This is a genomic window from Microbulbifer elongatus, from assembly GCF_020524885.1.
Taxonomy (GTDB): domain Bacteria; phylum Pseudomonadota; class Gammaproteobacteria; order Pseudomonadales; family Cellvibrionaceae; genus Microbulbifer; species Microbulbifer elongatus_A.
The window spans coordinates 1,556,262-1,580,794 of the sequence record NZ_JAIVKJ010000001.1; the positions used below are offsets into that span (position 1 = coordinate 1,556,262).

Here is a 24,533-nt window from a genome sequence, read left to right on the forward strand (position 1 = left end):
GCAAAGGCAAAAACACCGCTGAAGCTCGCAGGCATTGGTGTTCACGGGGTAGGGGAGGGCGTGCCCTTCAACTATCGCCGTGCAGTAGGCACGCTTTGCAGGGCACCATTTGGGGTCCCTGTGCGTACATACATTATTAACTCTGGATACCGCTTCTCGGTCGGGTATCCGCTTCCTGTCAGGCCGGCTCCGCAAAGTTCCCGGGCGGGTCCTGACTGCAGCCCGGTGTGGGGCAGCATGGGTTACATCTTTTCCTAGCTCCGGGGCCGGCTCTTGGCTGGGCCCTATGGTCTTGTCTAGTAGTTGCCGGCATTGCGCGTGTGCCACTTTGCATCACTTGCAGGGGCCGGGGGCCAGTTCGGTCGCTGGCGCAAATTCGCGGAGCGAGATGTAACGAGTAGAGTCTGTTCCAAGCGCTGCGGGCGTCAGCCCGTCTTACCTTCGCAATAATCCCGTCTGTTTACGGGGTCGGGTCGGCGAGAGCTTCGGGAATGGCCTCTTGGCCTTTATCCCTGGGCACCATCTTGCGACGTGCTCTTGAAGAGTCTCACCGACAAAGTTTTGTTGATAACGCGACATTGCGCGCACCGGCCCGACTGGCGGTATTTTCTCGAGAGCGGCACCTGGGTTTTTGTATAGCAGAAAAACCGTGCACCGCCGAAAACCAGCCCCAATTCAGGCCGGCCGAATATACCACGGTGTTTCTGGGGCATCAATCGGGGCGCTTCAAATGGGGGAGGCTTGCGGCTATCATGCGCCCCATGCGAAGTAGCCCCCCAAACAATCCCCCCAAGTCCGCCGATTCCCGCAGAGATGGCGCCAGTAGTGCGTCTGACAAGCTAGGGAGTGGCGTCCAGTTTCTTACAGTGCCCGAGGAGCTGGCCGGGCAGCGGATCGACAATTTCCTGCAGGCGCGCCTCAAGGGTGTGCCGCGCTCCAGAATTTACCGGATTTTGCGTAAAGGCGAGGTACGAGTAAATAAAGGAAGGGTAAAGGCCGAATACCGCCTGAAGGGCGGTGATCAGGTGCGTGTTCCCCCGATTCGTGTGGCTGAGGAGTCGGCGCCAGCAGTGGCGGGCGAGTCCCTGCGCCGAACCCTGGAGGCGGCCATACTGTATGACGAGGGTGGCTTGCTGGTTGTGAATAAGCCGGCGGGGCTTGCGGTGCATGGCGGCAGCGGCGTGCGACTGGGGCTGATCGAGGCTTTGCGCCAGATGTATCCCAACAGTCCATTTATGGAGCTGGTTCACCGCCTGGACCGCGATACCAGTGGCGCGATCCTGGTGGCCCGTAAGCGTTCCGTGCTGCTGCACGTGCAGTCGGAGCTGCGCGCCGGCAAGATGGGCAAATCTTACCTCGCGCTTGCGGCAGGTAAATGGCCGCGAGGTCAGAAATTGGTCGAGGCGCCGCTGCGCAAAAACACCCTGAAGAGCGGGGAGCGCATGGTCACCGTGGATGGTGAGGGCAAGCCGTCGACCACGCGCTTCCAGGTGGAAGAGCGCTTCAAGGGGGCGACCCTGGTGGCGGCAGAGCCGGTTACCGGTCGTACGCACCAGATCCGGGTGCATGCGCAGTTTGTGGGCTGTCCTCTGGCGGGTGATACCAAGTACGCCACCGATGAGATCAACGGCGCGTTTCGGGAGTTTGGCCTCAAGCGCCTGTTCCTGCACTCTGCGCGGGTTGGCTGCACCCTGCCAGACGGAACCCGCGTTGATGTTAAGGCGCCTCTGCCATCAGAGCTCGAGTCGGTACTGGCGGCGCTGCGGAAGGGCTGAAGCGCTTCCCCGCTACTGGTGATTTACGCTAGGTGCAAATAAAGGAAGGTTGGTGATGCTGGTGATTCTCGATTGGGATGGCACTGTGTGTAACTCTGAGGCGCGCATCATTTCCTGTATGCAGCGGGCTTCCGACCGCGTGGGGCTACCTGTGCTCGAGCCTGCTGCGATCGGCAATATCATTGGTCTCGGCCTGCCCGAGGCGATCGCCGAGCTTTTCCCGGAATCCCATAGCGAGCAGCGGCAGCGGCTCAGGGACTTCTATGCTGAAGAGTGGATTGCTGCCGCAAAGGAGCCGCTGCCGCTGTTTGATGGTGTGCTGGCAACGCTGGACACGCTGCTGTGCGCGGGTCACCAGTTGGCAGTAGCTACTGGCAAAAGCCGTCGCGGCTTGAATCGAGAGTTTGCCGACCATGGGCTCGGTCATCTATTCCCTGTGAGTCGCTGCGCGGATGAGACCGCCTCCAAGCCGAACCCGCTTATGTTGCGGGAGATCCTGGCGGAAACGGGGGTGGATGTGTCCGAGGCTGTCATGGTTGGGGATACGGAGTACGACCTTAGAATGGCGTCCGCCATCAACATGGCCGCGGTGGGTGTGAGTTATGGCGTCCACAGTCGTGAGCGCTTAATTGACTGTCGGCCTCATCGAATCATCGATCACTTTACTGAATTGCTGCAATGGTCGCCTCTCGTTGCCTGAGGGTGAGCCCTGATTGAGGGCGCCTGACGGATTGCCTTGGGGAGTGAAAAGGGAGTTTTCATGAAATTGTCGGCTGCAAACACCTGTGTCGCGCGCTGCCTGCTCTTTGCGCCCGTGTTGTTGGTTGTTGCTTCCTGCTCTGATGAGGGGCATGGCTCTGGCCGGCATGTTCATTGGGGCTATGAAGGTACGGAGGGGCCTGCAGAGTGGGGTAATCTCAGCCCCGAGTATGTACTTTGTAGCAGTGGGGCTTCCCAGTCTCCGGTCGATATAGACCACAAAGAGGTGGATGGTGAGACGCCACTGGTATTCGACTACCGCACCTCAGAACTCAATATTGCATTTCACCAGCACGTTGAAAATGTGGTGGACAATGGTCACACCATTCAGGTCAACGTGGACGAGGGCAGCAAGCTCAATGTCGGCGGAAAAGCCTATCAGCTGAAGCAGTTCCACTTCCACACGCCCAGCGAGCACACGATTGATGGCCGGCAGTTCCCTGTGGAGATGCACTTTGTGCACCAGGGTGAGTCTGGCGACTTTGTGGTTGTGGGTGTTCTTGTTGACGAGGGGGACGAAAGCCCCAGTTTTGCGAAGATTGCTCCTCACCTCCCAAAGGTAAAGGGGGAGAGAAAAAGCCTCGAAGGGTTAACCCTGGATCTGCATTTACATGTTCCCCAGGGGGAGGGCGCTTACGTGTATAACGGATCGCTGACCACACCCCCTTGCAGTGAGGGTGTGCAGTGGTTTGTGCTGCGAGCCCATCCAACCATGTCGGCGGCCCAGATTGAGGCGCTGACCTCCATTATCGGCCCCAACAATCGGCCCGTTCAGCCACTCAATAAGCGCCATGTGCGCTCCATGCGTCTCGGTGGTTTGCCCTCGGATTCCGGGTTGTGAGCGCGGATTGGCCGCTCGTGTACCCAGTTTTACTGTTGCGACTTTGACGCTTTGCTGGCTAGCGGGCTGATGCCTTGCGTCCGAAGGATTTCAACTAGCCTAATTAATGGAAGCCCGACCAGTGAATTTGGGTCATTCCCTTCCATTTTTTCGAATAAGGCGACCCCTAAGCTTTCGGCTTTAAACGATCCGGCGCAATCCAGCGGATTGTCCAGTTCGACATAGCGTTCCGCCTCGGTTCTGCTCAGGCTCTTGAAATACACGCGGAAAGGTTCGCACACAACCGTGTGCGAGGCACTGCTGCTATCCATTACGCACAGGCCGGTGTGGAAGGTGACCGGGTGGCCGGCGCAGAACATGAGCTGCTCCACGGCGTTTTCCACTGTGCCCGGCTTGCCCAGCTGCCGCCCTTGGCATTCGGCTACCTGGTCCGATCCAATGATGAGGGCATCCGGATGCTGGTCACACAGGGCGCGGGCTTTCTCGGTGGCGAGCCGGATTGCGAGCTGAGGGGCTGATTCGCCGGGCAATGCTTCTTCATTTATATGGGGGCTTGCCGATTCGAACGGCAGTTGCAGCTTTTCGAGGAGGGTGCGGCGATAGGGGGAGCTGGAGGCTAGAATCAGTCGGCGCATGGTTCTTGTTTCCGGTCTGGCTTCCTGGATTGCAGGGTGATTCCGGTCGGTCCGGGGCCGCTGATCATGCGGTGGTTGAATTGTTTTGACAAGGCTCAGGTGAGTCCATAGAATTGCGCGCTTATGTCGATACCCCCCCATAAATCTGCGCTTCCGCGACGCATTGATGCACGAAAATTGGTGCAGCGCGAGCAGCAACTGGACGGTACTGTTCCGCGAAACGAGCTTTCGCGACTGGTAGCGTCTACGGAGTCAGTAAAAGGTGATGTGGCAGTGACCCTGGCGTTTGCCAGAGATCTGCAGCGTAACCAGGTGGCTACCGGGCATCTTCAGTTGGAGGTGGAGCTGTTATGTCAGCGCTGCCTGCAGCCGGTGAGCGAGCAGATTGAGGCTGATATAGCCTGGGGCTTTGTGTGGTCGGAAGAGCAGGGCAAGTCATTGCCTAAATCTCTCGACCCGGTGATACAGGATGGCGATGAGCTGGATCTGTATCAGGCATTGGAAGATGAGATTTTGCTCAACTTGCCGATGGTGGCTTTCCACGACGAGGAATGTGTCTCCAAGGAGACCTTCAAGAGTGGTGGCGAGCAGCCGGAAGCGGTAGAGCAACAGGAAAACCCCTTTAAAGTACTGGAACAGTTGAAGGGTTCGTCAAACAAGTCTTGAGTTGGTCTTGAGAGATGTTTGAAGGGTTTGGGCTCGCCGGTAGGCGCCCCGGTTCCGGTGTAAACTGTTAGTTATGTTTAGGAGCACCAAATGGCTGTTCAGCAGAACAAAAAAACCCGTTCCCGTCGCGGCATGCGCCGCTCTCACGACGCTCTGAGCGGACCGACTCTGTCCGTTGATCCGACCACCGGTGAGAAGCACCACCGTCACCACGTGACCAAAGACGGTTTCTACCGTGGTCGCAAAGTGATTGACGTGGGCGGCTCTTCCGAAGAAGAGTAAGCTTTGTCCAGCCAATTACGATTGGCCGTGGATGCGATGGGCGGGGACTTAGGTCCCCGCTCTGTCGTTCCGGCCTGCGCAAGATTTCTTATCCGCTATCCCCAGGCAGAACTCAAACTGTTCGGCCCCCGCTCCCAGCTGCAATCCCTTCTGATCAAGCAACCCCCTTCGGTGCGTGAGCGCCTCGAGGTGGTCGACTGTGCCCAGGTGATTACCCAGGGGTGCAATCCGGTCCAGGCACTGCGCCACAAGCGCGAGTCCTCCATGGCGCGCGCACTGGAGGCGGTGAAGAGTGGTGATTGTGGCGCCATGGTGACTTCCGGTAACACCGGTGCGTTGCTTGCTCTCGGCCGCAGTATTCTCGGCACAGTTGAAGGTGTGCGCCGGCCGGCTTTGGGTAAATCCCTGCCGACGGCCGATGGCTCCTGTTTTCTGCTGGATCTGGGTGCGAACGTGGACTGCAGCGCTGAAGACCTGGTGCAGTTTGCTCGTCTCGGGCAGGAGGCGCAGCGGGTGTTCTCGGGTAAATCGGAACTGACCGTCGCGCTGCTAAATATCGGTGCCGAGGAGCACAAGGGAACCGAAGAGATTCGGCGTGCCGGCAAGATGCTGCAGGCTGAACCCTCGATTCATTACGTTGGGTTCGTCGAAGGGCACGATATTTTTACCGGTATCGTGGATGTGGTGGTGTGCAATGGCCTGATGGGTAATGTGGCCATGAAATCCGCCGAGGGCGTTATCCGACTCATAGGTCAGAAGACGTTCACGATTGACAAGAAGGCGCCGATCAAGCGCTTTTTTGGCCAATTAGCCATAAATCTGTTGCGAAAATGGCGCGCACAGCTAGAACCCGGTCGCTATAATGGCGCCAGCTTTTTGGGGCTGGAAGGCAACGTCATCAAGAGTCATGGCGGTGCCAGTAGCGAGGCGTTTTATCGCGCGATGCTGACCGCAAAAGAGTGTGCCGAATCGGATTTGGCACTGCAGCTGGGCCGGGCCATGGCGCTACAGGCACAGCAGCAGGCAGGATGTGATTAGGCCAAGCGCCTGATCGCATCGCGGTCTGAAACTTCCGGCCAGCCCCTTTTACTCAAGGCTTCACCCACTTGGTTAAAGGATGTTCCATGACCAACCCAGTTTTGGCGTTTGTATTTCCCGGCCAGGGCTCCCAGCAGATTGGTATGCTGGCGGAGGCCGCTGAGGCCTTCCCGGAAATCGGCGCAACCTTCTCTCAAGCTTCCTCGGTCCTCGGTTACGATCTGTGGGATCTGTGCCAGAACGGCGCGCAGGAAGATATCAATCTCACCGAGCGAACCCAGCCGCTGTTGCTTACCGCCAGCGTGGCGCTTTACCGTGCCTGGCAAGCCCAGGGTGGTGTGGCCCCTGCGCGCATGGCAGGTCACAGCCTTGGCGAATGGTCCGCACTGGTTTGTGCCGGCGTTTTGCAGTTTGAAGACGCTGTGCGTCTAGTCCGTGAGCGTGGCCGCCTGATGCAAGAGGCTGTACCCGCTGGCGAGGGCGCCATGGCTGCGGTCATTGGCCTGGATGATCAGGCAGTAGAAGCCGCTTGTGCCGAAGCTGCTCAGGGCGGCGTAGTAACCGCAGTCAATTACAACTCCCCGGGTCAGGTGGTCATCGCTGGTAGTGCGGCGGCCGTCGAGCGGGCGATTGAAGCCTGTAAGGCCGCCGGCGCCAAGCGCGCGCTACCGCTGCCCGTCAGCGCTCCATTCCATACAGAACTGATGCGCCCGGCGGCGGAAAAACTTGCGCCACAAATCGAGGCGACCGAGTTTCGCGCACCGGAAATCCCGGTAATCCATAACGTGCACGCCAAGCCGGAGAGTGATCCCGCGGCGATCAAGGCGCTGATGGTCGAGCAGATCTACAGCCCGGTTCGCTGGACCTCATGCGTTCAGGCGATGGCGGAGGCAGGTACCGAACAGCTGGTTGAATGTGGTCCAGGCAAAGTACTGGCCGGTTTGGCCAAGCGTATCGACCGCAGTCTCACCGCACACAATATTGAAACACCGGCACAGTTGTCGGAAGCCGTTAAATCCACCGCAGAATAATTACGAACCCGTCCGCTGTCACCTGTTCACAATACAGGTTGCAAAGGAGGGGAGTCGGGAGAAATTATGACTATTTCAACTTCACTTGAAGGCAAGGTTGCCCTCGTCACTGGCGCCAGTCGTGGCATCGGTGCAGCGATTGCAGACCTGCTGGGCGCTCAGGGTGCTATCGTCATCGGTACTGCTACCAGTGCCGGCGGCGCGGAAAAAATTTCTGCACGTTTTGCCGAGAAAGGTATCAAAGGTTCCGGTAAAGAACTGGACGTAACCAGTCTCGACAGCATCGCTGCTGTGCTGGAATCGGTTAAGGCAGAATTTGGTGCCCCCACCATCCTGGTGAACAACGCGGGTATTACCAAAGACAATCTCCTGATGCGCATGAAAGATGATGAGTGGGAAGATGTGTTGAACACCAACCTCACCGCTGTCTTCCGTGTAAGCAAAAGTTGTCTGCGTGATATGACCAAAGCCCGCTGGGGCCGCATCATCAACATCAGTTCCGTCGTGGGTAGTATGGGTAATGCGGGTCAGAGCAATTACGCGGCAACCAAGGCTGGCGTTGGCGGCTTCGCTCGCGCACTCGCGGCGGAAGTTGGCTCCCGCGGAATTACCGTAAACACCGTTGCGCCTGGTTTTATTGATACAGATATGACCAAGGTGCTGCCGGAAGCTCAGCGTGAAGCGCTGATGGGCAAGATTCCGCTGGGCCGCTTGGGTGCGCCGGAAGAGATTGCCTCTGTTGTTGCATTTTTGGCCAGCGATGCTGGTGGTTATGTGACCGGAGAGACCATTCATGTGAATGGCGGCATGTATATGGGTTGATTTTCTTTCGAGAAAATTGACGTAAGTGATTGATTGGTAAGTTAATTTTTATCATTCATGGGTTGCTGGGAGGCGGTGCATTACATCCCGAAAAAATCAGGGTACAATGCCGCCTCGCATTAACCGTTAGCTGTGTTAGCCGGTTACTGAATAACCACATGTCGTGGGTAAATTTTAAACAGTGACCAAAACAGATTTTTATCCACTAGGAGTTAAATTGAATCATGAGCAGCATTGAAGAGCGCGTAAAAAAGATCGTTGCTGAACAACTGGGCGTGAAGGAAGAAGATGTAAAACCTGAAGCATCCTTTGTTGAAGATCTGGGCGCTGACTCCCTCGACACAGTTGAGCTGGTAATGGCTTTGGAAGAGGAATTCGAAACTGAGATTCCTGACGAAGAAGCAGAAAAAATCACCACTGTTCAGCTGGCCATCGATTACATCAACCAGAACCTCGGTTGATTCCTGCTGGATAGCATAAGTATTGGGTAAGTGTTGCCCTTTACTGTTGTACTGTGAGAGCCGTTCTATGTTGCATAGCGCGGCTCTCCGTCTATTTGAACCTTGTAAAAAGCGACCGGTAAACGTTTTCGAGTAACCGGTGTGTTTGATTGATTTCGGGGGAGGCGCAAGTGACGCGTAGAAGAGTTGTTATTACCGGAATGGGCACCGTTAGCCCGCTGGGAAATACCCTGGAAGATACCTGGCCTGCATTGTTGGCAGGAAAAAGTGGTGTCGTTCCGATCGAGTCATTTGATGTATCGGCGTTTAGCACTCGCTTTGCCGCAACCGTAAAAAACTTTGACCCCGAGCCCCATATCGCGCAGAAAGAAGCGCGCAAGATGGATATATTTTTGCAGTATGGCCTGAGCGCCGCTATCCAGGCAGTGGAAGACAGCGGCCTGGAAGTGACCGATGCCAATGCACCGCGCGTTGGTGCCTGCATCGGTTCCGGGATGGGTGGCATTGCTGCCATCGAAAACAATGCCATGCTGATTGCGGAGAAGGGCCCCCGTCGGGTTTCTCCGTTCTTTGTGCCCGGCGCCATCATCAATATGGTTTCCGGCAATCTCTCTATTAAATACGGGATGAAAGGCCCAAACCTTTCGACCACCACGGCCTGTACTACCGGCACCCACGCCATCGGCCTGGGCATGCGTAGCATTCAATATGGCGATGCCGATGTGATGGTGTGCGGCGGAGCGGAAATGGTGACCACGCCTGTTGGTCTCGGTGGTTTCTGTGCGGCACGTGCACTGTCTACACGCAATGATGATCCGCAGAACGCCAGTCGCCCCTGGGACAAGGACCGTGACGGCTTTGTGCTGGGTGAGGGCGCTGGTGTGCTGGTGCTGGAAGAGTACGAGTTTGCCAAAGCGCGTGGAGCAAAGATTTATGCAGAGCTCATTGGTTTTGGTATGAGTGGTGACGCCCACCACATGACCTCGCCACCCGAAGATGGTGCCGGCGCAGCACTCTCCATGGAGAACGCGCTGAAGGATGCTGGCCTTGAGCCCTCTGCCGTGCAATACATCAATGCGCACGGAACCTCCACCCCGCTGGGTGATAAGGCGGAAATCGCTGCGGTGCGCTCGGTATTTGGCGGTAATCTGGATCAGCTCGCGGTGAGTTCCACGAAATCCATGACTGGTCACCTTCTGGGGGCAGCCGGTGCCATCGAGGCGATCTTCTCTGTGATGGCTCTGCAGGATCAGGTGGCACCGCCCACGATCAACCTCGATAACATCGATGAAAATTGCACGGGTGTGAACCTGGTGCCGCACAAGGCGCAGGAAATGAAAATCGACGCGGTGCTGTCGAATTCGTTTGGCTTTGGCGGTACCAATGGCTCGCTGGTTTTCCAGCGGGTCTAACCCGCCTCGGGGAGCTGGTCCTGCGCCGCGCGCACGGGCCAGCACCTGTTCCTATCCCCTGTGACACCGCCTCCTGTGACAAGTCCCTCGCCATTCTTTGTGTCTTCTACTGGCGGAACCGCGGGACCCCTGCCTTCTGACGCTGCGTTCTCCGCCGGTGTGCTGGAAACCATGCGCGCGCAGGGCGGTATTATCCCTCTCCTCGCCGGTCATATGGCGCGTCTCGCTCGTTCGGCCGCTCCAGCTCCGTCCACCCTCGAAACGATTCACGCCCAGGCGATCGCCATTGCCCAGCAGACTGCCGGCTGGTCGCAGGGTGCTCGAGTACGGCTCCGCTACGGCGTTGTGCAAGACAAAACGATATGGGACTTTGCCGTAGTGCCCCTGGAGCTGAAGTCGCCCTGGGCCCGCGGAGTGGCCTTGACACTCTGTAGCACCCGCGTGACGGAAGAGGCTTCGGTTTCCCCATTTGCAACCGGTGCTGCAGCGGGCGAATTGGCGGAACCGAGAAATGGCACTGCGCAGGATTCATTGCGCGGGTGTAAGTTACTCCAGCGGGATATTTACCGCCGTGCAGAAGAAGAGCTGGGTGCGCTCTCAGCTGACGTGGACAACGGCCTGTTTCAGGAAGGGATGCTGCAGGACAGTGCCGGTCATGTAATCGAGGGGTTGCGCAGCAACCTGTTGGTGTGGCGAAACGGTCACTGGATCACCCCAAGCCTGCGCAAATGCGGGGTTCGCGGGGTCATGCTCGAGTGGCTGGCGGGACGGGTCAAAATCAGGGAAGATGACCTCCTGATTGCGGATATTGAACAGGCTGAGGAACTCGCGGTCTGTAATGCTGTGCGCGGAGTGGTGCCAGTGGTGCAACTATCCCTCGAAGTAGGGGCGCCATCCGGAACCGCCAGGGTTTTGAAAAACGGCCCGGCTACCCGCAGTGTTCAGGCGATGATTGCTGACGCGCTGTGGTAACTGAGCTCTCTGGCCCGCATAACCGTCCAGAATCCATCGCAGTAACAATTGGTTGTACAAAACGTGGCGAACAAAAACGGCAAATCGGCCGAAAAAATAAAAGCGAAACGCAACGCGAAAAAGCGCGCTGATAGTAGTCGCCTCGGCAGGTGGCTCCGTGGATTCCTGCTGCTATTTCTCCTCGGCGTGGCCGGCGGTGGGGTAGCCTTCTGGTCTGCGCAGAACGCGCTGATCAAGCCGCTTGAGGTTCCGGTCGATGGTTTTCGTATGGATGTCGAGACCGGTAGTAATCTCTCCAGAGTCTTGACACGCCTTGAGTCGGAGGGCGTACTGCGCTCACCGCTCTGGGTGCGGCTGTATGCGCGCGTAAAAGACCAGAGCAGTATTCATCCCGGTGAATACATGATTCCTGCGGGCAGCAATGCCATGGATCTTGTGGCAAGGCTCAATCGTGGCGATGTTACCCGCTACCGCGTCACCATTGTCGAGGGCTGGACTTTCGCGCAGGCGCTTTCTCAGATCCGCAATTCCAACAAGATTCGTCAGACGGACGCGGGAGCATCCGTAGATGCCGCAGCGAAAGAGCTGGGGCTTGAAGGCAATCCAGAAGGCCGCATTTTCCCGGATACTTATATTTACCGCTCCGGCGCTTCGGACTTGGATCTGTTGCGCCAGGCTGCCGAGCGTATGGATTCGGTGCTGGCGCAGGAGTGGGAAAATCGCGCTGAAAACCTTCCCTACAAAGACGCTTACGAGGCGTTGATCATGGCTTCCATCGTGGAAAAGGAAACCGGTGTGCCCTGGGAGCGCGATGAAATCGCAGGCGTGTTTGTGCGGCGCCTGGACCGCGGCATGCGGTTGCAGACTGACCCTACGGTTATTTATGGGTTAGGCGACAATTATGATGGCAACCTGCGCCGCAAAGACTTGCGTAATGCTACGCCCTATAACACTTACGTGATTGGCGGAATGCCACCCACGCCCATCGCATTGCCGGGGCGTGAAGCTATCCATGCGGCGCTAAACCCTAAAGATGGCAACAGTTTATACTTTGTTGCCAAGGGCGATGGCTCTCATCACTTTTCCTCGACGCTGAACGAACACAACCGCGCGGTGCGCGAATATCAGTTGAAGCGTCGATCCGATTACCGCTCCAGTCCGGTAAAGAACTCAGACAGCGATTAATTAGAGAACCGGAAGTAAACCCGGTCGACAGAGATTTCATGTCACAACAGACTTCAGGCAAATTTATTACCCTCGAGGGGGGAGAGGGCGTTGGTAAGTCCACCAACCTCCGATTTATTACCGAGTGGCTCGAACGCCAGGGAATCGAATTCGTCCAGACCCGTGAACCCGGCGGCACACCGTTGGCAGAACAGCTGCGTACGCTGCTGCTGGAAAAGCGCGAGGAATCCGTGGACCCCACGGCAGAATTGCTGATGGTGTTTGCCGCACGAGCGCAGCACCTTAACCAGGTTATCAAACCTGCACTCGCCGATGGCAAATGGGTGATTTGCGATCGCTTTACCGATGCCACTTATGCATACCAAGGCGGCGGACGCGGTTTGGACCGTGCCATGATTGGTGAGCTGGAACAATTGGTTCAGGGAGACCTGCGGCCAGATCGCGTGCTGTTGCTGGATCTGGACCCGAAAATCGGGCTGCAGAGAGCGGCGGCGACCGGTGAGGCCGATCGATTTGAAAGTGAGCAGGCCGCATTCTTCCGCAAGGTCCGCGCAGCCTACCGCGCACGTGCTGAGGCCGCACCCGACCGCTATGCACTGATTGACGCATCTCTGCCGCTGCAGGATGTGCAGGCGCATCTGGCACGCGAACTTGAAGCCATTGCGGGTGATCAATGAGCAAAGTGTCTGATAAGGCTGAAACCACTGTCGAAGCGCCTATACCGATTCCTTCGCCATTGCCTTGGCAGGCGTCGCAGTGGCAGCGCCTGGGGGCCCAGTGGACTGCCGGGCGTTGCCCGCACGCGCTGCTACTTAGCGGGCAGCCAGGCCTGGGCAAGCGACGGTTTGCCGATGCCTTTGCAGCTATCTTGTTGTGCGACCAGCCGCGTCACGGTCTTGCCTGTGGCGAATGCCGTGGCTGTCATCTGCGGATTGCTGGCTCGCATCCGGATTTTATCCGTGTGGTGCCGGAAAAAGAGCAGGGGCCGCTCAAGGTCGAGCAGATTCGTGAACTCGGGGAGTTTGTCGGGCGCACCAGTGCGCGCGAAGGGGCCCGGGTGGTTTGGCTAGCTCCCGCTGAGTCCATGAATATCAATGCGGCCAACGCGCTGCTGAAAAATCTTGAGGAGCCCTCGGGTTCGGTGATCTTTTTGTTGATCACCGATAACCCCTCCGGTCTGCTGCCGACCATTCGCAGTCGCTGCCAGACCATCGCCTTTCCGGTACCGCCACAACAGTCCTCTCTACGCTGGTTGAGCGACAGTGGTGTTGAGGGTGAGCAGGCCAGCAGTGCACTATCGCTCGCAGGCGGGGCGCCGTTGCTGGCGGTGAGACTCATGGAGCCGGAAGCCCGGGAAATTCGCGATCAGTTTCTGGCAGATATCACTGCGCTTACCCGTGGCGATGAGAATCCGGTGACCCTGGCTGGGCGCTGGGAATCCCCGGGGGAGGGCGCGGACCTGAATCTGCTGTTGCAGTTCTGGCAAAGCTGGCTGGGGCAAATGCTGAAGGCGCGCAGTACCGATGAGGCGGCGGATGCGCCGGTGATGGCACTCTTGCAGCGCTTGCCGGGCTCGGGTCCGGAGAGCCAGCGCCCGTTATTTGCGTTTTACGACCAGCTATTGAAAGCCCGTGGCCTGCTGAGCGGCAACAGCAACCCCAACAAGCGCCTGTTGATGGAAGAGCTGTTGATTCGCTGGTCTGCGCTTTTTCGCTAGGGAGATGGAGGTATCACCAATACGGTGTGGCAGTAGACAGGGCGCGCGCAGCCGGGGTAAGTTACCAGTTGGCGCGGAATAGTGCGTTGCGGGCCTTTTTGTTGCGCCCAATTGCGCGAAAAATCAACAATGCTAAGCACAAGAAAAACCGGTTGTATCCGAAACGGGGTCAAATATGAAAGGTATGGGGGGCGGTGCCCGCAACGGTATCCTGTCGCTGAAAATTCAGGACAAATCCGTGCTGTATGCGGCGTATATGCCGTTCGTGAAGAATGGTGGCCTGTTCATCAATACCGACAAAACCTACAGCCTCGGCGATGAGGTTTTTCTGCTGTTGAGCCTGATGGATGAACCGGAAAAGCTACCGGTTGCCGGCAAGGTAGTATGGATTACTCCTAATGGTGCACAGGGTAACCGCACTCCGGGTATTGGTATCCAGTTCAGCGACAAGGAAAATACTGCCCAGAGCAAGATCGAGACGCTGTTGGCAGGGTCGCTGGAGTCCAGTCGTCCCACCCACACCCTGTAATACTGCCTGCCGGGGCATATTTCGTGCCCCCGTTTCCTGCCTTGCATGGTCCGGTGCCAGAGCGCGCGTACCGGACATTCTATCTGTATAATTCCCAACTTCGTTTTTCCGCCCGCTGTGGTTCGCGCCGCGGGGGCTCATTTACAGGCGCATGCCTGTACCAATAGAAAGAGTGTCATGCTGGTAGATTCTCACTGTCATCTCGACAGACTCAAGCTGGACAAATTTGATGGCGACCTGGACGCCGTGCTCGAGCTGGCGCGCAGCCGGGGTGTGGGCAAGTTTTTGTGTGTCGGCATCAGCGTGGAAAACGTCGACGATGTGGTCGATATTGCCGGCCGCTATGACGATGTAGTGTGCTCCGTGGGTGTCCACCCACTGGACGTGGAATCCGGGCTTGCCGACGTGGACAAGCTCAAATCCCTCTCGACGCGCCCCAACGTGGTCGCCCTCGGCGAAACCGGGCTCGACTACTACTACAGCACCGAGACCCGAGAGGTGCAGCAGCAGAGCTTTATCGCTCACCTGCAGGCTGCCAAAGAGGTTGCTCTGCCGGTAATCGTGCACACGCGGGATGCGCGCCAGGACACCATCGACCTTATCCGTGAGCACGGCAGTCGCGAGCACGCTGGCGTCCTGCATTGCTTTACCGAGAGCTGGGACATGGCCAAGGCCGCTCTGGACCTTAACTACTACATCTCTCTGTCTGGCATCGTGACCTTCAAGAATGCGGAAGAGCTTCGTGAAGTCGCGAAACAGGTGCCGCTGGATCGCCTGCTGGTAGAAACCGATTCTCCCTATCTCGCACCGGTGCCTTACCGTGGCAAGCCAAACATTCCGGCTTATGTGCGGGAAGTGGCCGAGTTTATTGCAGAGCTCCGAGGTATTTCCTATGAAGAGCTCGCGGCCATTACCAGCGAAAACTTCTTCCGTCTTTTTCCCCGCGCTGCTTAGGTGCGGGCCCTGAACTCTTAGGATTAATCTTTATGTTGCAACAGCAATTGCAGACCATGCTGGCACTGCAGGACGAGATCAATACGCTGGTCAATGAACACTGGCGCGAGCAGAACTTTGCCTGGTATCGCGCCATCTGGGTGGAGAGCGCTGAGCTGCTCGATCACTACGGATGGAAGTGGTGGAAAAAACAGCAGCCGGAGATGGAGCAGGTCAAGCTGGAGCTGGTCGACATCTGGCACTTTGGGTTGAGCCTGGAACTGCAGCAGGGTAGTCCGGAAGCCGTCGCGGAAAAAATGGAGCGGCAGCTCTCCGCCAAGCAACCGGTGGCGGGTGGCTTCCGCGAAAACCTGGAGGCTTTTACCCTGAATACGCTTTCCACCAAGCAGTTCGATCTGGTTGGATTTGCACAATTAATGGCCGATTGTGAAATGCCGTTCGAGGATCTGTACCGCCGCTACGTTGGTAAAAATGTCCTGAACCGTTTCCGTCAGGACCACGGCTACAAAGACGGCACCTACGAGAAACTGTGGGGCGGCAGGGAAGACAATGAACACCTGGCAGAGATCGCTGAATCTTTAGACAGTGCAGCAGAAAATTTCAGCAATCAGCTGTATACGGCGCTGAAAAGCCGTTATCCGGGCTCTCAGAAGGATTTGGCCTGATAACTTGCGACCAAAGGATAATGCATTTAATTTGCCAGGCCCTATAATGCGGGCGCCTGAAAACAACGGAGATACATCGTGAAAGCACCTGTTCGTGTTGCAGTTACCGGCGCCGCCGGTCAGATCAGCTACTCGCTGCTGTTCCGCATCGCTTCCGGCGAAATGCTGGGTAAGGATCAACCAGTTATTCTTCAGCTGCTGGAAATTACCCCGGCACTGGAAGCGCTGAAAGGCGTAGCCATGGAGCTTGAAGATTGTGCCTTCCCGCTGCTGGCCGGCATCGTACAGAGCGACGACGCGACCGTTGCCTTCAAGGACGCCGAATACGCGCTGCTGGTTGGCGCGCGTCCGCGTGGACCGGGCATGGAGCGTAAGGATCTGCTGGAAGCCAACGCCGCGATCTTCTCCGCTCAGGGTAAAGCCCTGAACGACGTTGCTGCGCGCAATGTGAAAGTTCTGGTAGTCGGCAACCCGGCCAACACCAACGCACTGATCGCCCAGCGCAACGCGCCGGACCTGGATCCGCGTAACTTCACCGCCATGACCCGTCTGGACCACAACCGTGCCCTGACTCAACTGGCCAACAAGACCGATTCCACCGTCAACGACATCACCCACATGACCATCTGGGGCAACCACTCTGCTACCCAGTACCCGGACCTGCACCAGGTTAAGGTCAAGGGCGAAGACGCCATGGGCAAAGTTGAGCAGGAGTGGTACGAAAACGACTTCATCCCGACTGTGCAGCAGCGCGGTGCGGCCATCATCAAGGCTCGTGGTGCGTCCTCTGCAGCTTCTGCTGCCAACGCCGCCATCGACCACATGCGCGACTGGGCACTGGGTTCCGCCGAAGGCGACTGGACCAGCATGGGCGTGTACAGCGACGGTTCTTATGGCATCCAGGAAGGTCTGATCTACTCCTTCCCGGTTGTGTGCAAGAACGGCGACTGGGAAATCGTACAGGGCGTGGACATCAATGATTTCTCCCGTGAGAAGATGACTGCGACCGAGACCGAGCTGGCAGAAGAGCGCGATGCCGTTGCGCACCTGCTGCCCTGATTTCGTCGACTGACACAGTCGCGAAAACGAAAAAACCCGCTCAATGTGCGGGTTTTTTTATGCCTCGAAGTTTCTGACGGTGAAATCAGAACTTCACGTTTTAGAACTTTACGTTCCGGGGCGTGCGAGGGAAGGGGATTACATCGCGGATGTTACCCATACCGGTGACATAGGAAACAATGCGGTCAAAGCCAAGGCCGAAACCGCCGTGCGGTACGGTGCCGTAGCGACGCAGATCCCGGTACCAGTCCAGGTGCTCCTTGGGGATGTCCATTTCATCCATCCGGGCATCCAGCTTGTCCAGGCGCTCTTCGCGCTGGGAACCGCCGATGATCTCGCCGATTCCGGGGGCGAGAACATCCATGGCCGCAACGGTCTTGCCGTCGTCGTTCATGCGCATGTAGAACGCTTTGATGTCCTTGGGGTAGTTGAGCACGATTACCGGCTTCTTGAAGTGCTTCTCGGCCAGATAGCGTTCGTGCTCAGAAGCGAGGTCGATACCCCAGGAAACCGGGAACTCGAACTTCTCTTTGCAGTTTTCCAGGATCTCGATGGCCTCGCAGTAATTGATACGCGCGAAGTCATTGTCGATGATGTTTTCCAGGCGCGAGATGGCTTCCTTGTCGATGCGCTGGGCAAAGAATGCCATGTCGTCCGGACGCTCTTCCAGAACCGCACGGAATACATATTTCAGCATTTCTTCTGCAAGGTTGGCGCAGTCCGCCAGGTCTGCAAACGCGATTTCCGGCTCCACCATCCAGAATTCCGCCAGGTGGCGGGTGGTATTGGAGTTCTCTGCGCGGAAGGTGGGACCGAAGGTGTACACCTTGGACAGCGCCAGACAGTAGCTTTCCACGTTCAGCTGGCCGGATACGGTGAGGAAGGTTTCCTCGCCGAAGAAATCCTCTGAGTAGTCCACCTCACCCTTGTCGGTCAGGGGCAGGTTGGTCTGGTCGAGGGTACTCACCCGGAACATCTCACCCGCGCCTTCACAGTCGGAAGCGGTAATAATCGGCGTGTGAATGTAGTTGAACCCGCGCTCATGGAAGAAGCGGTGCACGGCCTGGGCGATGCAGTTGCGCACTCGCGCCACGGCGCCGCTCACATTGGTCCGCGGACGCAGGTGAGCGTGTTCGCGAAGGTGCTCCATCGTGTGGCGCTTGGGGGACATGGGGTAAGTGTCCGGATCTTCCACCCAGCCAACAACGGTGACGCTGGAGGCGAGCAATTCGATGGACTGGCCCTTGCCCTCGGAAGGCTTGATGGTGCCTTCAATATCGACTGCGCAACCCGTAGTGAGGCGAAGAACTTCGGACTGGTAATTGTTGATGGAAGACTCCACCACCACCTGGATCGGGTCGAAGCAGCTGCCGTCATGAACGGCGAGGAAAGACAGGCCCGCCTTGGAATCGCGGCGGGTACGGATCCAGCCCTGAACGCGGGCAGGCTCGCCTTCGCGCTGGGTGGATTTCAAAAGAGTGTCGATAGATTCAACTTGCATGATGGTGCTCTTGTTGTTCGCGTTTGCTGGTGTCGCCTAGGCCGGGCCGATCTTTGGGGCCCGAGTGCCTCATCCCGGATAGTCTTACCCCGGATATCCTCACGCGGCTATTTATGCAGGTCGTAAACGCGGCTTGTGGCCACGTACGGCAATTAGCGCGGGCATCTTGCCCCCTGATAGCACGAAAATCCAGTCCCCGAAGTTAGGCTTTGTGCTGGGTGTCGTGACCGCCCGGTACGCTATTCGCCTGTGAGTGTAGTTTATTGCGCAAAACGAGGTAGGGAAGGGAACCTTTCGGCAGATTGTGCGGGGAATCGTGACTCTTTGTTCCCTAAAGCCCTGTCCTACACTGAAAATGTCACAGTGATGGATGATGTTCCCATGGTCAAAGAAGTCGGCGGCGCGCGCGGGCGTCGGGCCTGTATCCTTCTCGCGCCTAATCAGTCCCTCTCCATGGCGGGGAACCTCTGGGTATTTATCTCCCTGGTCGCAGTATCCCTCGGTATAAGCGTGGCTTTTGCGCTGGCTGGCGCGTGGATGGTAATTCCATTTGCTGGCCTTGAAGTGCTTCTCCTCGGCGTTTTGTTCGGATACGTGTATATGGAGGGGACTCGCCGTGAGGTGATCCAGATCAGTGATGAGCGCGTAGTGCTGGATACCAGCCGCGGCAGCCTAAAGCGCCCGGTGTATCACACTGAATTTGACCGCGAGAGCCTTGCGGTACTGGTGCGAATGGGGCCGAGCCCCACGGAGCCGTCTTCGGTTACCTTCACCGGCCCTGAAGGCTGCCTCGAAATTGGTGAATTCCTTACTGATGCGGAAAAAGCGGCATTGGTGGAAAAGCTTGGTAGTTGTGGTTTGCGCGCGCGCAAAGAACAATGCTACAGATTACAAGATTTCTGAGTCCGCGGTAGCGTTAAGGAAAAACGCCTTTGCTGCTTGCAGGGTTCAAACGGATATAATGCGCCGGGCCCACCTCGAATGAGGTGGGCCTTTTTACAGCGTTCAATGATTCATCAGGGGAGAGACCATGGCACATCCTAAAATCGGCAACCTCGCACCGGTATTTACACTGAAAAACCAGAATGGTGAAAAGGTGTCGCTCAAGGATTTTCGGGGCAAGAAAAATGTGGTGCTGTATTTCTACCCCAAGGCGCTCACTCCGGGATGTACCACCCAGGCCTGTGGTATCCGCGACAGCGCGGATGAGCTGGAAAAGCGTGATACCGTCGTTCTCGGCCTGAGCCCGGATCCGGAAGCCAAGTTGCACAAGTTTATGGAAAAGCATGAACTCAACTTTGATCTGCTGGCCGATGAAGATCATAAAATTGCCGATAAATATGGTTGCTGGGGCCTCAAGAAGTTCATGGGTAGGGAATTTATGGGGCTGATTCGCACCACTTTTATCATTGATAAGGAAGGGCGTCTCCAGCACATCATGGACAAGTTCAAGACCAAAACCCATCACGACGACCTGCTGAAATGGCTGGATGAAAACCTGGCCTGAGCCTTCACGGGGACAGGAGTTCATTGGTTGCGGCTCGATGTGCGCCCGAGGTGTGGCTCTATCGGGCCATTGGGCCTGCAAAATAGCTGCCCTCTAACTCTGTCGAGTGGCAGGAAAGTCATCTTGGTCACAAGCTGCAGCGTGGCGGCAGTATCTTTTTGTGCAGGAATTAAAAAAAATTTACTGTCGTCCCTTGCATTATCCCCAGATGGTCTATACTGGCTTGTGTAAAGGAGCGCCGCTCAACCGTCTGGCCCAGAGCGATTGGGTGTGGTGCGAGGAAGTAGTACAAAAATCATTCACTCTGGGTAGGCTTCGATGCCTGTTTTCAGGTGCGCCCCCGCACCCAGGTAGTAGCCAGCACTAGCAATCACGCGTTATATTGCTGGCAGTGGTATTCAGGGACTCGCAGGAAGCGGGCGTAGAACAATAACCGCGGCTCAAGGAACCCATCAAGGAGCAGCTCAATGAACCATATTCAGCCAGACCAAGCTTCGCTCTCAGAAGACAAACCCCTGCAGCAGGCAAGATTGTCGGGTGATCCGAACATTCTTGATCAGCTGCTGGCGCCACCGGAGGCAACCAGCTTCGGTATCGCCGCTCGAGTCATCGACGTGCTGGAACAACGGATTGGAAAGGCATCTCTGGCCATTCGCCCGGTGGCATCTGACCTCAGTATGTCTACCCGGACCCTGCAGCGTCGCTTGCAGGAACACAACCTGAGTTTCGCCTCTCTGCGCGATCACGTGCGTTTCCGCCACGCAGTGCACTTCCTGAAAGATACTGCACTGAGCGTCGACGGCATTTCCCGTATTCTCGACTTCTCTGACAGAACCAGCTTTACCAGTGCCTTCAAGCGCTGGACCGGTATGTCCCCGACGGGGTATCGCCGGCAGGTTCGTCAGCGCTTCTAAAGGATCACTGGAAAACTACTGCGCGTGCGCCTGGCGCCGCCCGGCGGTACTCGGAATGCTCATGTACTAAAGTACACTCCGCTTCCTCTGTTCCGGCGGTCAGCACCAGACACCCGCTCGCTACGTTTTTCAGCGATCCTTAACAGACTAATACCTCGCATCACGTAATCCAGAGTTCCGGTAAACACCGGTGCTCTGGATTGCCTCATTTTGTCAAAGCCGTTAGAGTTGGCTCCAGAATTTTTACTGACTCTATTGAGGTTTAGACCATGGATTTCTTTATTCCTGCTGCAATGGCACAAGAGGCGGCTCCGGCTCCCCAGGGTAACCCGCTGATCACCCTGCTGATGTTCGGTGGCCTGTTTGTGTTTATGTGGCTGTTTATTATTCGCCCACAGCGCAAGCGCCAGAAAGAGCACCAGGAACTGGTAGGTGCCCTGAAAAAGGGTGATGAGGTCGTAATGACCAGCGGCATGTTGGGCCGTGTCGAAAAAGTAGACGACGACTACCTGATTCTGGAAGTAGCCGACAATATGAAGCTTAAGTTCCAGAAGGTTGCCGTGCATGCGGTATTGCCCAAAGGCACCATCAAGAACATCTGATCCGGGCTGCGCGATTATGCCAACGGCAAAATTGGCCTGCGCATCCAGACAAGAAACCCGGCGCTTGCCGGGTTTTTTTATGGATGAAAACAATAAATGCAATTTCGACTTGGGGAGCAGAGTACCGTGAAAATCCAGTATCCAGCGCGAGAGCGCCTTGCCAACCTGCCGACGCCATTACAACCTCTCGACAAGATCAGCGAACGGTTCTCGCTGCCCCATGGCGGGCCGAAAATCTGGATCAAGCGCGACGACCTTACAGAGAGTGCCATGTCCGGCAACAAGTTGCGGAAGCTGGAATTCATCATTGCGGAAGCCCGCGCCCGCGGTTGTAACACCCTGATTACCTGCGGCGGGGAGCAGTCCAATCACTGTCGCGCTACCGCGCTTGCGGCTGCCAAAGTGGGGCTCAAGGCGCACCTGATTTTGCGGCAGGGGCGGAGTGATGCAGCGGGCGTGCCGGATGGCAATCTATTGGTGGATTACCTGGCAGGCGCAGAGGTGTCCATCTATCCACTCCGTGAATATCTGGATAGCCTGCCACAGCTGTTTGAGCATTGGTCCGCGTATTACGAGCAGCAGGGCGACCGCGCACTGTGCATACCTACTGGCGGCAGTGACGGGCTGGGAATATGGGGCTATCTGCTCGGCACGGAAGAGCTTCTGGCGGACTGTAAAGCGGCGGGATTTGCACCAGACAGTGTTGTGTGTGCCAGCGGGAGTGGCGGTACGCAGGCGGGCCTCACCCTCGGTTGTCAGTTGTTTGAAAGCGGTGCCGAGGTCACAGGCTATGCCGTTTGTGATGATGCCGAGTATTTTGTAAACAAGGTTGCTGCCGACGTGCAAGACTGGGCCGATCGTTATCGGCAATCGTTTACCCTGGATGAAAATCGGATCCATGTGATCGACGACTACATCGGGCCCGGGTATGCCATTGCGACCGAAGAAATTTACCAGACGATTGCCCTGGCGGCGCAACTTGAAGGCATATTGCTCGACCCCGTTTACACCGGCAAAGCCTTTCATGGCATGTTGCAGGATATACAGCGCGGGCACTACGCAGGCTGCCAAAACTTGGTGTTTATGCATACTGGCGGCCAGTTCGGGATATTTCCGCAGCGCTCGGGCTTTCAAAAAAGCTGGTCGCCGGCACAGTCGGGGTAAGCGGCAATTCTATTTCGCACTGTGCCAGCCGAGGCGCAACATCGTGTAAACTTTTGCGACAGAATTGCCAAATTTGGCAAAACAGTTAGTAAATTGATCAAAACGTGGCAGCAATAAAGGCTATGATGCTGATAATTGGCGGATTACTGTTCTATATGGAATGAAGCTGCTAATCTGCGCGGCAATGAATGGCGCCCGGCTATTTTTACGGTTCTTTTATCTCTGTTCGTCTGGCATCAAGACAGCAGAGTGGGCACAGTCTTCGATCGAGTTTCGTTCGATCATGACGCGGTCATTCTGGTGATGATTTAATCAAAATAATAGGTAGTTGGGGGTTGGTTTGGAATCATTCAATCATTTGTTGTTATCCCTGGATGGGATGCTGGGCTCGGCGGCCTGGTTTCCCTGGGTGCTGTTAGGGGTAGGTTTTTTCTTCACTATCTACCTCGGCTTCCCGCAGATTCGCTATTTTGGTCACGCGATTAAAATCGTTCAGGGAAAATACGACAAGCCCAGTGATCCCGGCGATACCTCGCACTTTCAGGCGTTATCCACTGCGCTGTCTGGTACTGTTGGTACCGGTAATATCGGTGGTGTGGGCCTCGCCATTTTCCTGGGTGGGCCGGCAGCACTGTTCTGGATGTGGGTTACGGCCTTTCTTGGGATGACGACAAAGTTTGTCGAAGTAACCCTTTCGCATAAATACCGTATCAAAGCCGCAGACGGTTACTATGCGGGTGGCCCCATGTTCTACATGGAGCGACGCCTGAACATGAAGTGGCTGGCGGTGATCTTCGCTATCGCCACGGTGATCAGCTCCTTTGGTACCGGCAGCCTGCCGCAGGTAAACAACATTGCCCAGGCCATGTACGACACCTTTGGTCTCAGTAAAATGCTGACCGGCGGTGTACTGGCGATTCTGCTGGGCATGGTGATCATTGGTGGTATTACCCGTATTGCCAAAGTCACCTCTACCATTGTTCCGGTGATGGCGGCCTTGTACATCGTAGGTGCGCTGGCAGTCATCCTCTACAACTATCAGAACATCATTCCATCCTTTGCGGCGGTGTTCTCCGACGCCTTCAACGGCAGTGCTGCAATGGGTGGCTTCCTTGGTGCCAGCTTTGCGTACGCTTTCAACCGTGGCGTGAACCGCGGGTTGTTTTCCAACGAAGCGGGTCAGGGCTCTGCACCCATTGCGCACGCCTCGGCCCGAGCCGATGAGCCGGTTTCCGAGGGCATGGTTTCCCTGCTGGAGCCGTTTATCGATACTCTGATTATCTGTACGCTCACCGGCCTGGTGATCCTTTCTTCCGGCGTGTGGACAGAGAAGCATATGAACCGTTTTGAGCGTGCGGATATGCGCGTACTGGCGGGAGAGTATACGGATAAGGATGAAGCGGATGTTAAGCAGCTGTTCGGTTTCCTGAGTGGGCTGGACAGTGATGTGCGCACTTATACCGGTACCATCGTGGTTGCCGATGGCCAGCCATTGAACAAGAACGAGTTCACCTTAATCAATGCGCGCTCTGTGGCGGAAGGTGTTGAGTTCCGGGTAGGGGACGACAACTTCTCCGGTGTCTTGAATGTAAACGACGGGCGCCTGGTGAATCCGAATGTGGAAGTATGGGGTAACTCATTGTTGCACTCGGTGGCACTGACCAACCGCGCTTTCCAGAAGGGTTTCTTCGGAGAGTACGGCAGCTACATCGTGACGCTGGGTATCCTTTTGTTTGCCTTCTCGACAGCCATCGCCTGGTCTTATTACGGCGACCGCTCGATGATCTATCTGTTCGGGCCCAAGGCGGTAATGCCGTACCGGCTGGTGTACGTGGTAGCATTTTTCTGGGCCGCTATCGAGGACACCACGGTCATCTGGAACCTGTCGGCAGTGGCGATCGTATTGATGACCTTGCCCAACCTGTTTGGTATCTCGATACTCGCACGAGAAATGAAGGATACGGTCAAGGATTACTGGAAAGATCCTAGCCACAAGTAGTAATAGGCAAAGCACAAAAAACCCGGCAAATTGCCGGGTTTTT

Annotated in this window: 26 protein-coding genes; 24 read left to right on the forward strand and 2 right to left on the reverse strand. The window is 56.6% G+C overall.

What is annotated here, in order from left to right; translation table 11 throughout:
- The first annotated feature begins 749 nt into the window (after nucleotides 1-749).
- The 3 genes from rluC to LC059_RS06605 are packed head-to-tail and all read left to right on the forward strand — an operon-like array spanning nucleotide 750 to nucleotide 3,375.
- Nucleotides 750-1,775 carry a 23S rRNA pseudouridine(955/2504/2580) synthase RluC gene (rluC, locus tag LC059_RS06595; RefSeq protein WP_226703192.1) on the forward strand — a complete coding sequence of 342 codons (1,026 nt, stop codon included), beginning with the start codon at nucleotides 750-752 and terminating at the stop codon, nucleotides 1,773-1,775.
- Nucleotides 1,776-1,830: 55 nt separating this feature from the next.
- Nucleotides 1,831-2,475, forward strand: coding sequence for an HAD-IA family hydrolase (locus LC059_RS06600; protein WP_226703193.1), 645 nt, complete (start codon nucleotides 1,831-1,833; stop codon nucleotides 2,473-2,475).
- A 60-nt stretch (nucleotides 2,476-2,535) separates the two neighbouring features.
- Entirely contained in the window at nucleotides 2,536-3,375 is an 840-nt protein-coding gene (locus tag LC059_RS06605) for a carbonic anhydrase (RefSeq protein WP_226703016.1), read from the forward strand.
- 29 nt (nucleotides 3,376-3,404) lie between these two features.
- Here the strand turns inward: LC059_RS06605 and LC059_RS06610 are convergent, their stop codons facing one another.
- Nucleotides 3,405-4,010 (reverse strand): Maf family protein, encoded by a 606-nt coding sequence (locus LC059_RS06610; RefSeq protein ID WP_226703017.1) that lies wholly within the window; start codon nucleotides 4,008-4,010, stop codon nucleotides 3,405-3,407.
- 123 nt (nucleotides 4,011-4,133) lie between these two features.
- Between LC059_RS06610 and LC059_RS06615 the strand changes: the two genes are divergently transcribed.
- From LC059_RS06615 to LC059_RS06685, 15 genes are all read left to right on the forward strand, one after another.
- Entirely contained in the window at nucleotides 4,134-4,676 is a 543-nt protein-coding gene (locus LC059_RS06615; RefSeq protein ID WP_226703018.1) for a YceD family protein, read from the forward strand.
- A gap of 90 nt (nucleotides 4,677-4,766) precedes the next feature.
- Entirely contained in the window at nucleotides 4,767-4,958 is a 192-nt protein-coding gene (gene rpmF / locus LC059_RS06620; RefSeq protein WP_043316110.1) for a 50S ribosomal protein L32, read from the forward strand.
- Between the two features lie 3 nt (nucleotides 4,959-4,961).
- Entirely contained in the window at nucleotides 4,962-5,996 is a 1,035-nt protein-coding gene (gene plsX / locus LC059_RS06625; protein ID WP_226703019.1) for a phosphate acyltransferase PlsX, read from the forward strand.
- An 86-nt stretch (nucleotides 5,997-6,082) separates the two neighbouring features.
- Nucleotides 6,083-7,027, forward strand: a complete 945-nt coding sequence (gene fabD, locus LC059_RS06630) for an ACP S-malonyltransferase (RefSeq protein ID WP_226703020.1) — start codon at nucleotides 6,083-6,085, stop codon at nucleotides 7,025-7,027.
- A gap of 66 nt (nucleotides 7,028-7,093) precedes the next feature.
- On the forward strand, nucleotides 7,094-7,849 hold the full coding sequence (fabG, locus tag LC059_RS06635; RefSeq protein ID WP_226703021.1) for a 3-oxoacyl-ACP reductase FabG: 756 nt from the start codon (nucleotides 7,094-7,096) through the stop codon (nucleotides 7,847-7,849).
- Nucleotides 7,850-8,073: 224 nt separating this feature from the next.
- Entirely contained in the window at nucleotides 8,074-8,310 is a 237-nt protein-coding gene (gene acpP, locus LC059_RS06640) for an acyl carrier protein (protein WP_010130751.1), read from the forward strand.
- Between the two features lie 170 nt (nucleotides 8,311-8,480).
- Nucleotides 8,481-9,722 (forward strand): beta-ketoacyl-ACP synthase II, encoded by a 1,242-nt coding sequence (gene fabF, locus LC059_RS06645; RefSeq protein ID WP_226703022.1) that lies wholly within the window; start codon nucleotides 8,481-8,483, stop codon nucleotides 9,720-9,722.
- 75 nt (nucleotides 9,723-9,797) lie between these two features.
- Nucleotides 9,798-10,694, forward strand: coding sequence for an aminotransferase class IV (locus LC059_RS06650; protein ID WP_226703023.1), 897 nt, complete (start codon nucleotides 9,798-9,800; stop codon nucleotides 10,692-10,694).
- A 63-nt stretch (nucleotides 10,695-10,757) separates the two neighbouring features.
- Entirely contained in the window at nucleotides 10,758-11,879 is a 1,122-nt protein-coding gene (mltG, locus tag LC059_RS06655) for an endolytic transglycosylase MltG (protein ID WP_226703024.1), read from the forward strand.
- Nucleotides 11,880-11,917: 38 nt separating this feature from the next.
- Nucleotides 11,918-12,556 (forward strand): dTMP kinase, encoded by a 639-nt coding sequence (gene tmk, locus LC059_RS06660; RefSeq protein WP_226703025.1) that lies wholly within the window; start codon nucleotides 11,918-11,920, stop codon nucleotides 12,554-12,556.
- A complete protein-coding gene (locus LC059_RS06665) occupies nucleotides 12,553-13,596 on the forward strand; it encodes a DNA polymerase III subunit delta' (RefSeq protein WP_226703026.1) in 1,044 nt (347 codons plus the stop codon). The genes tmk and LC059_RS06665 overlap by 4 nt, the downstream gene beginning before the upstream one ends.
- Before the next feature lie 175 nt (nucleotides 13,597-13,771).
- The gene (locus LC059_RS06670; RefSeq protein WP_226703027.1) at nucleotides 13,772-14,125 is read left to right on the forward strand and encodes a PilZ domain-containing protein; all 354 of its coding nucleotides are present in this window, start codon (nucleotides 13,772-13,774) and stop codon (nucleotides 14,123-14,125) included.
- 177 nt (nucleotides 14,126-14,302) lie between these two features.
- Entirely contained in the window at nucleotides 14,303-15,079 is a 777-nt protein-coding gene (locus LC059_RS06675; RefSeq protein WP_226703028.1) for a TatD family hydrolase, read from the forward strand.
- A gap of 32 nt (nucleotides 15,080-15,111) precedes the next feature.
- Nucleotides 15,112-15,744, forward strand: coding sequence for a dUTP diphosphatase (locus LC059_RS06680; protein ID WP_226703029.1), 633 nt, complete (start codon nucleotides 15,112-15,114; stop codon nucleotides 15,742-15,744).
- 78 nt (nucleotides 15,745-15,822) lie between these two features.
- Nucleotides 15,823-16,803, forward strand: coding sequence for a malate dehydrogenase (locus tag LC059_RS06685; RefSeq protein ID WP_226703030.1), 981 nt, complete (start codon nucleotides 15,823-15,825; stop codon nucleotides 16,801-16,803).
- 100 nt (nucleotides 16,804-16,903) lie between these two features.
- Here LC059_RS06685 and asnS read toward each other — a convergent pair whose 3' ends face one another.
- On the reverse strand, nucleotides 16,904-18,304 hold the full coding sequence (asnS, locus tag LC059_RS06690; protein WP_226703031.1) for an asparagine--tRNA ligase: 1,401 nt from the start codon (nucleotides 18,302-18,304) through the stop codon (nucleotides 16,904-16,906).
- A gap of 324 nt (nucleotides 18,305-18,628) precedes the next feature.
- Between asnS and LC059_RS06695 the strand changes: the two genes are divergently transcribed.
- The 6 genes from LC059_RS06695 to LC059_RS06720 all read left to right on the forward strand — a co-directional run bounded on the left by LC059_RS06695 (nucleotide 18,629) and on the right by LC059_RS06720 (nucleotide 24,490).
- Nucleotides 18,629-19,207: a DUF2244 domain-containing protein gene (locus LC059_RS06695; protein ID WP_226703032.1), complete on the forward strand. Its 579-nt coding sequence runs from the start codon at nucleotides 18,629-18,631 to the stop codon at nucleotides 19,205-19,207.
- Between the two features lie 127 nt (nucleotides 19,208-19,334).
- The gene (bcp, locus tag LC059_RS06700; protein ID WP_226703033.1) at nucleotides 19,335-19,811 is read left to right on the forward strand and encodes a thioredoxin-dependent thiol peroxidase; all 477 of its coding nucleotides are present in this window, start codon (nucleotides 19,335-19,337) and stop codon (nucleotides 19,809-19,811) included.
- A 467-nt stretch (nucleotides 19,812-20,278) separates the two neighbouring features.
- Nucleotides 20,279-20,725 (forward strand): helix-turn-helix domain-containing protein, encoded by a 447-nt coding sequence (locus tag LC059_RS06705; RefSeq protein ID WP_043316188.1) that lies wholly within the window; start codon nucleotides 20,279-20,281, stop codon nucleotides 20,723-20,725.
- A gap of 269 nt (nucleotides 20,726-20,994) precedes the next feature.
- Nucleotides 20,995-21,327 (forward strand): preprotein translocase subunit YajC, encoded by a 333-nt coding sequence (gene yajC / locus LC059_RS06710; RefSeq protein ID WP_010130736.1) that lies wholly within the window; start codon nucleotides 20,995-20,997, stop codon nucleotides 21,325-21,327.
- Nucleotides 21,328-21,423: 96 nt separating this feature from the next.
- Nucleotides 21,424-22,491, forward strand: a complete 1,068-nt coding sequence (locus LC059_RS06715; RefSeq protein ID WP_226703034.1) for a D-cysteine desulfhydrase family protein — start codon at nucleotides 21,424-21,426, stop codon at nucleotides 22,489-22,491.
- Between the two features lie 340 nt (nucleotides 22,492-22,831).
- Entirely contained in the window at nucleotides 22,832-24,490 is a 1,659-nt protein-coding gene (locus tag LC059_RS06720) for an alanine/glycine:cation symporter family protein (RefSeq protein WP_226703035.1), read from the forward strand.
- Nucleotides 24,491-24,533: the final 43 nt, after the last annotated feature.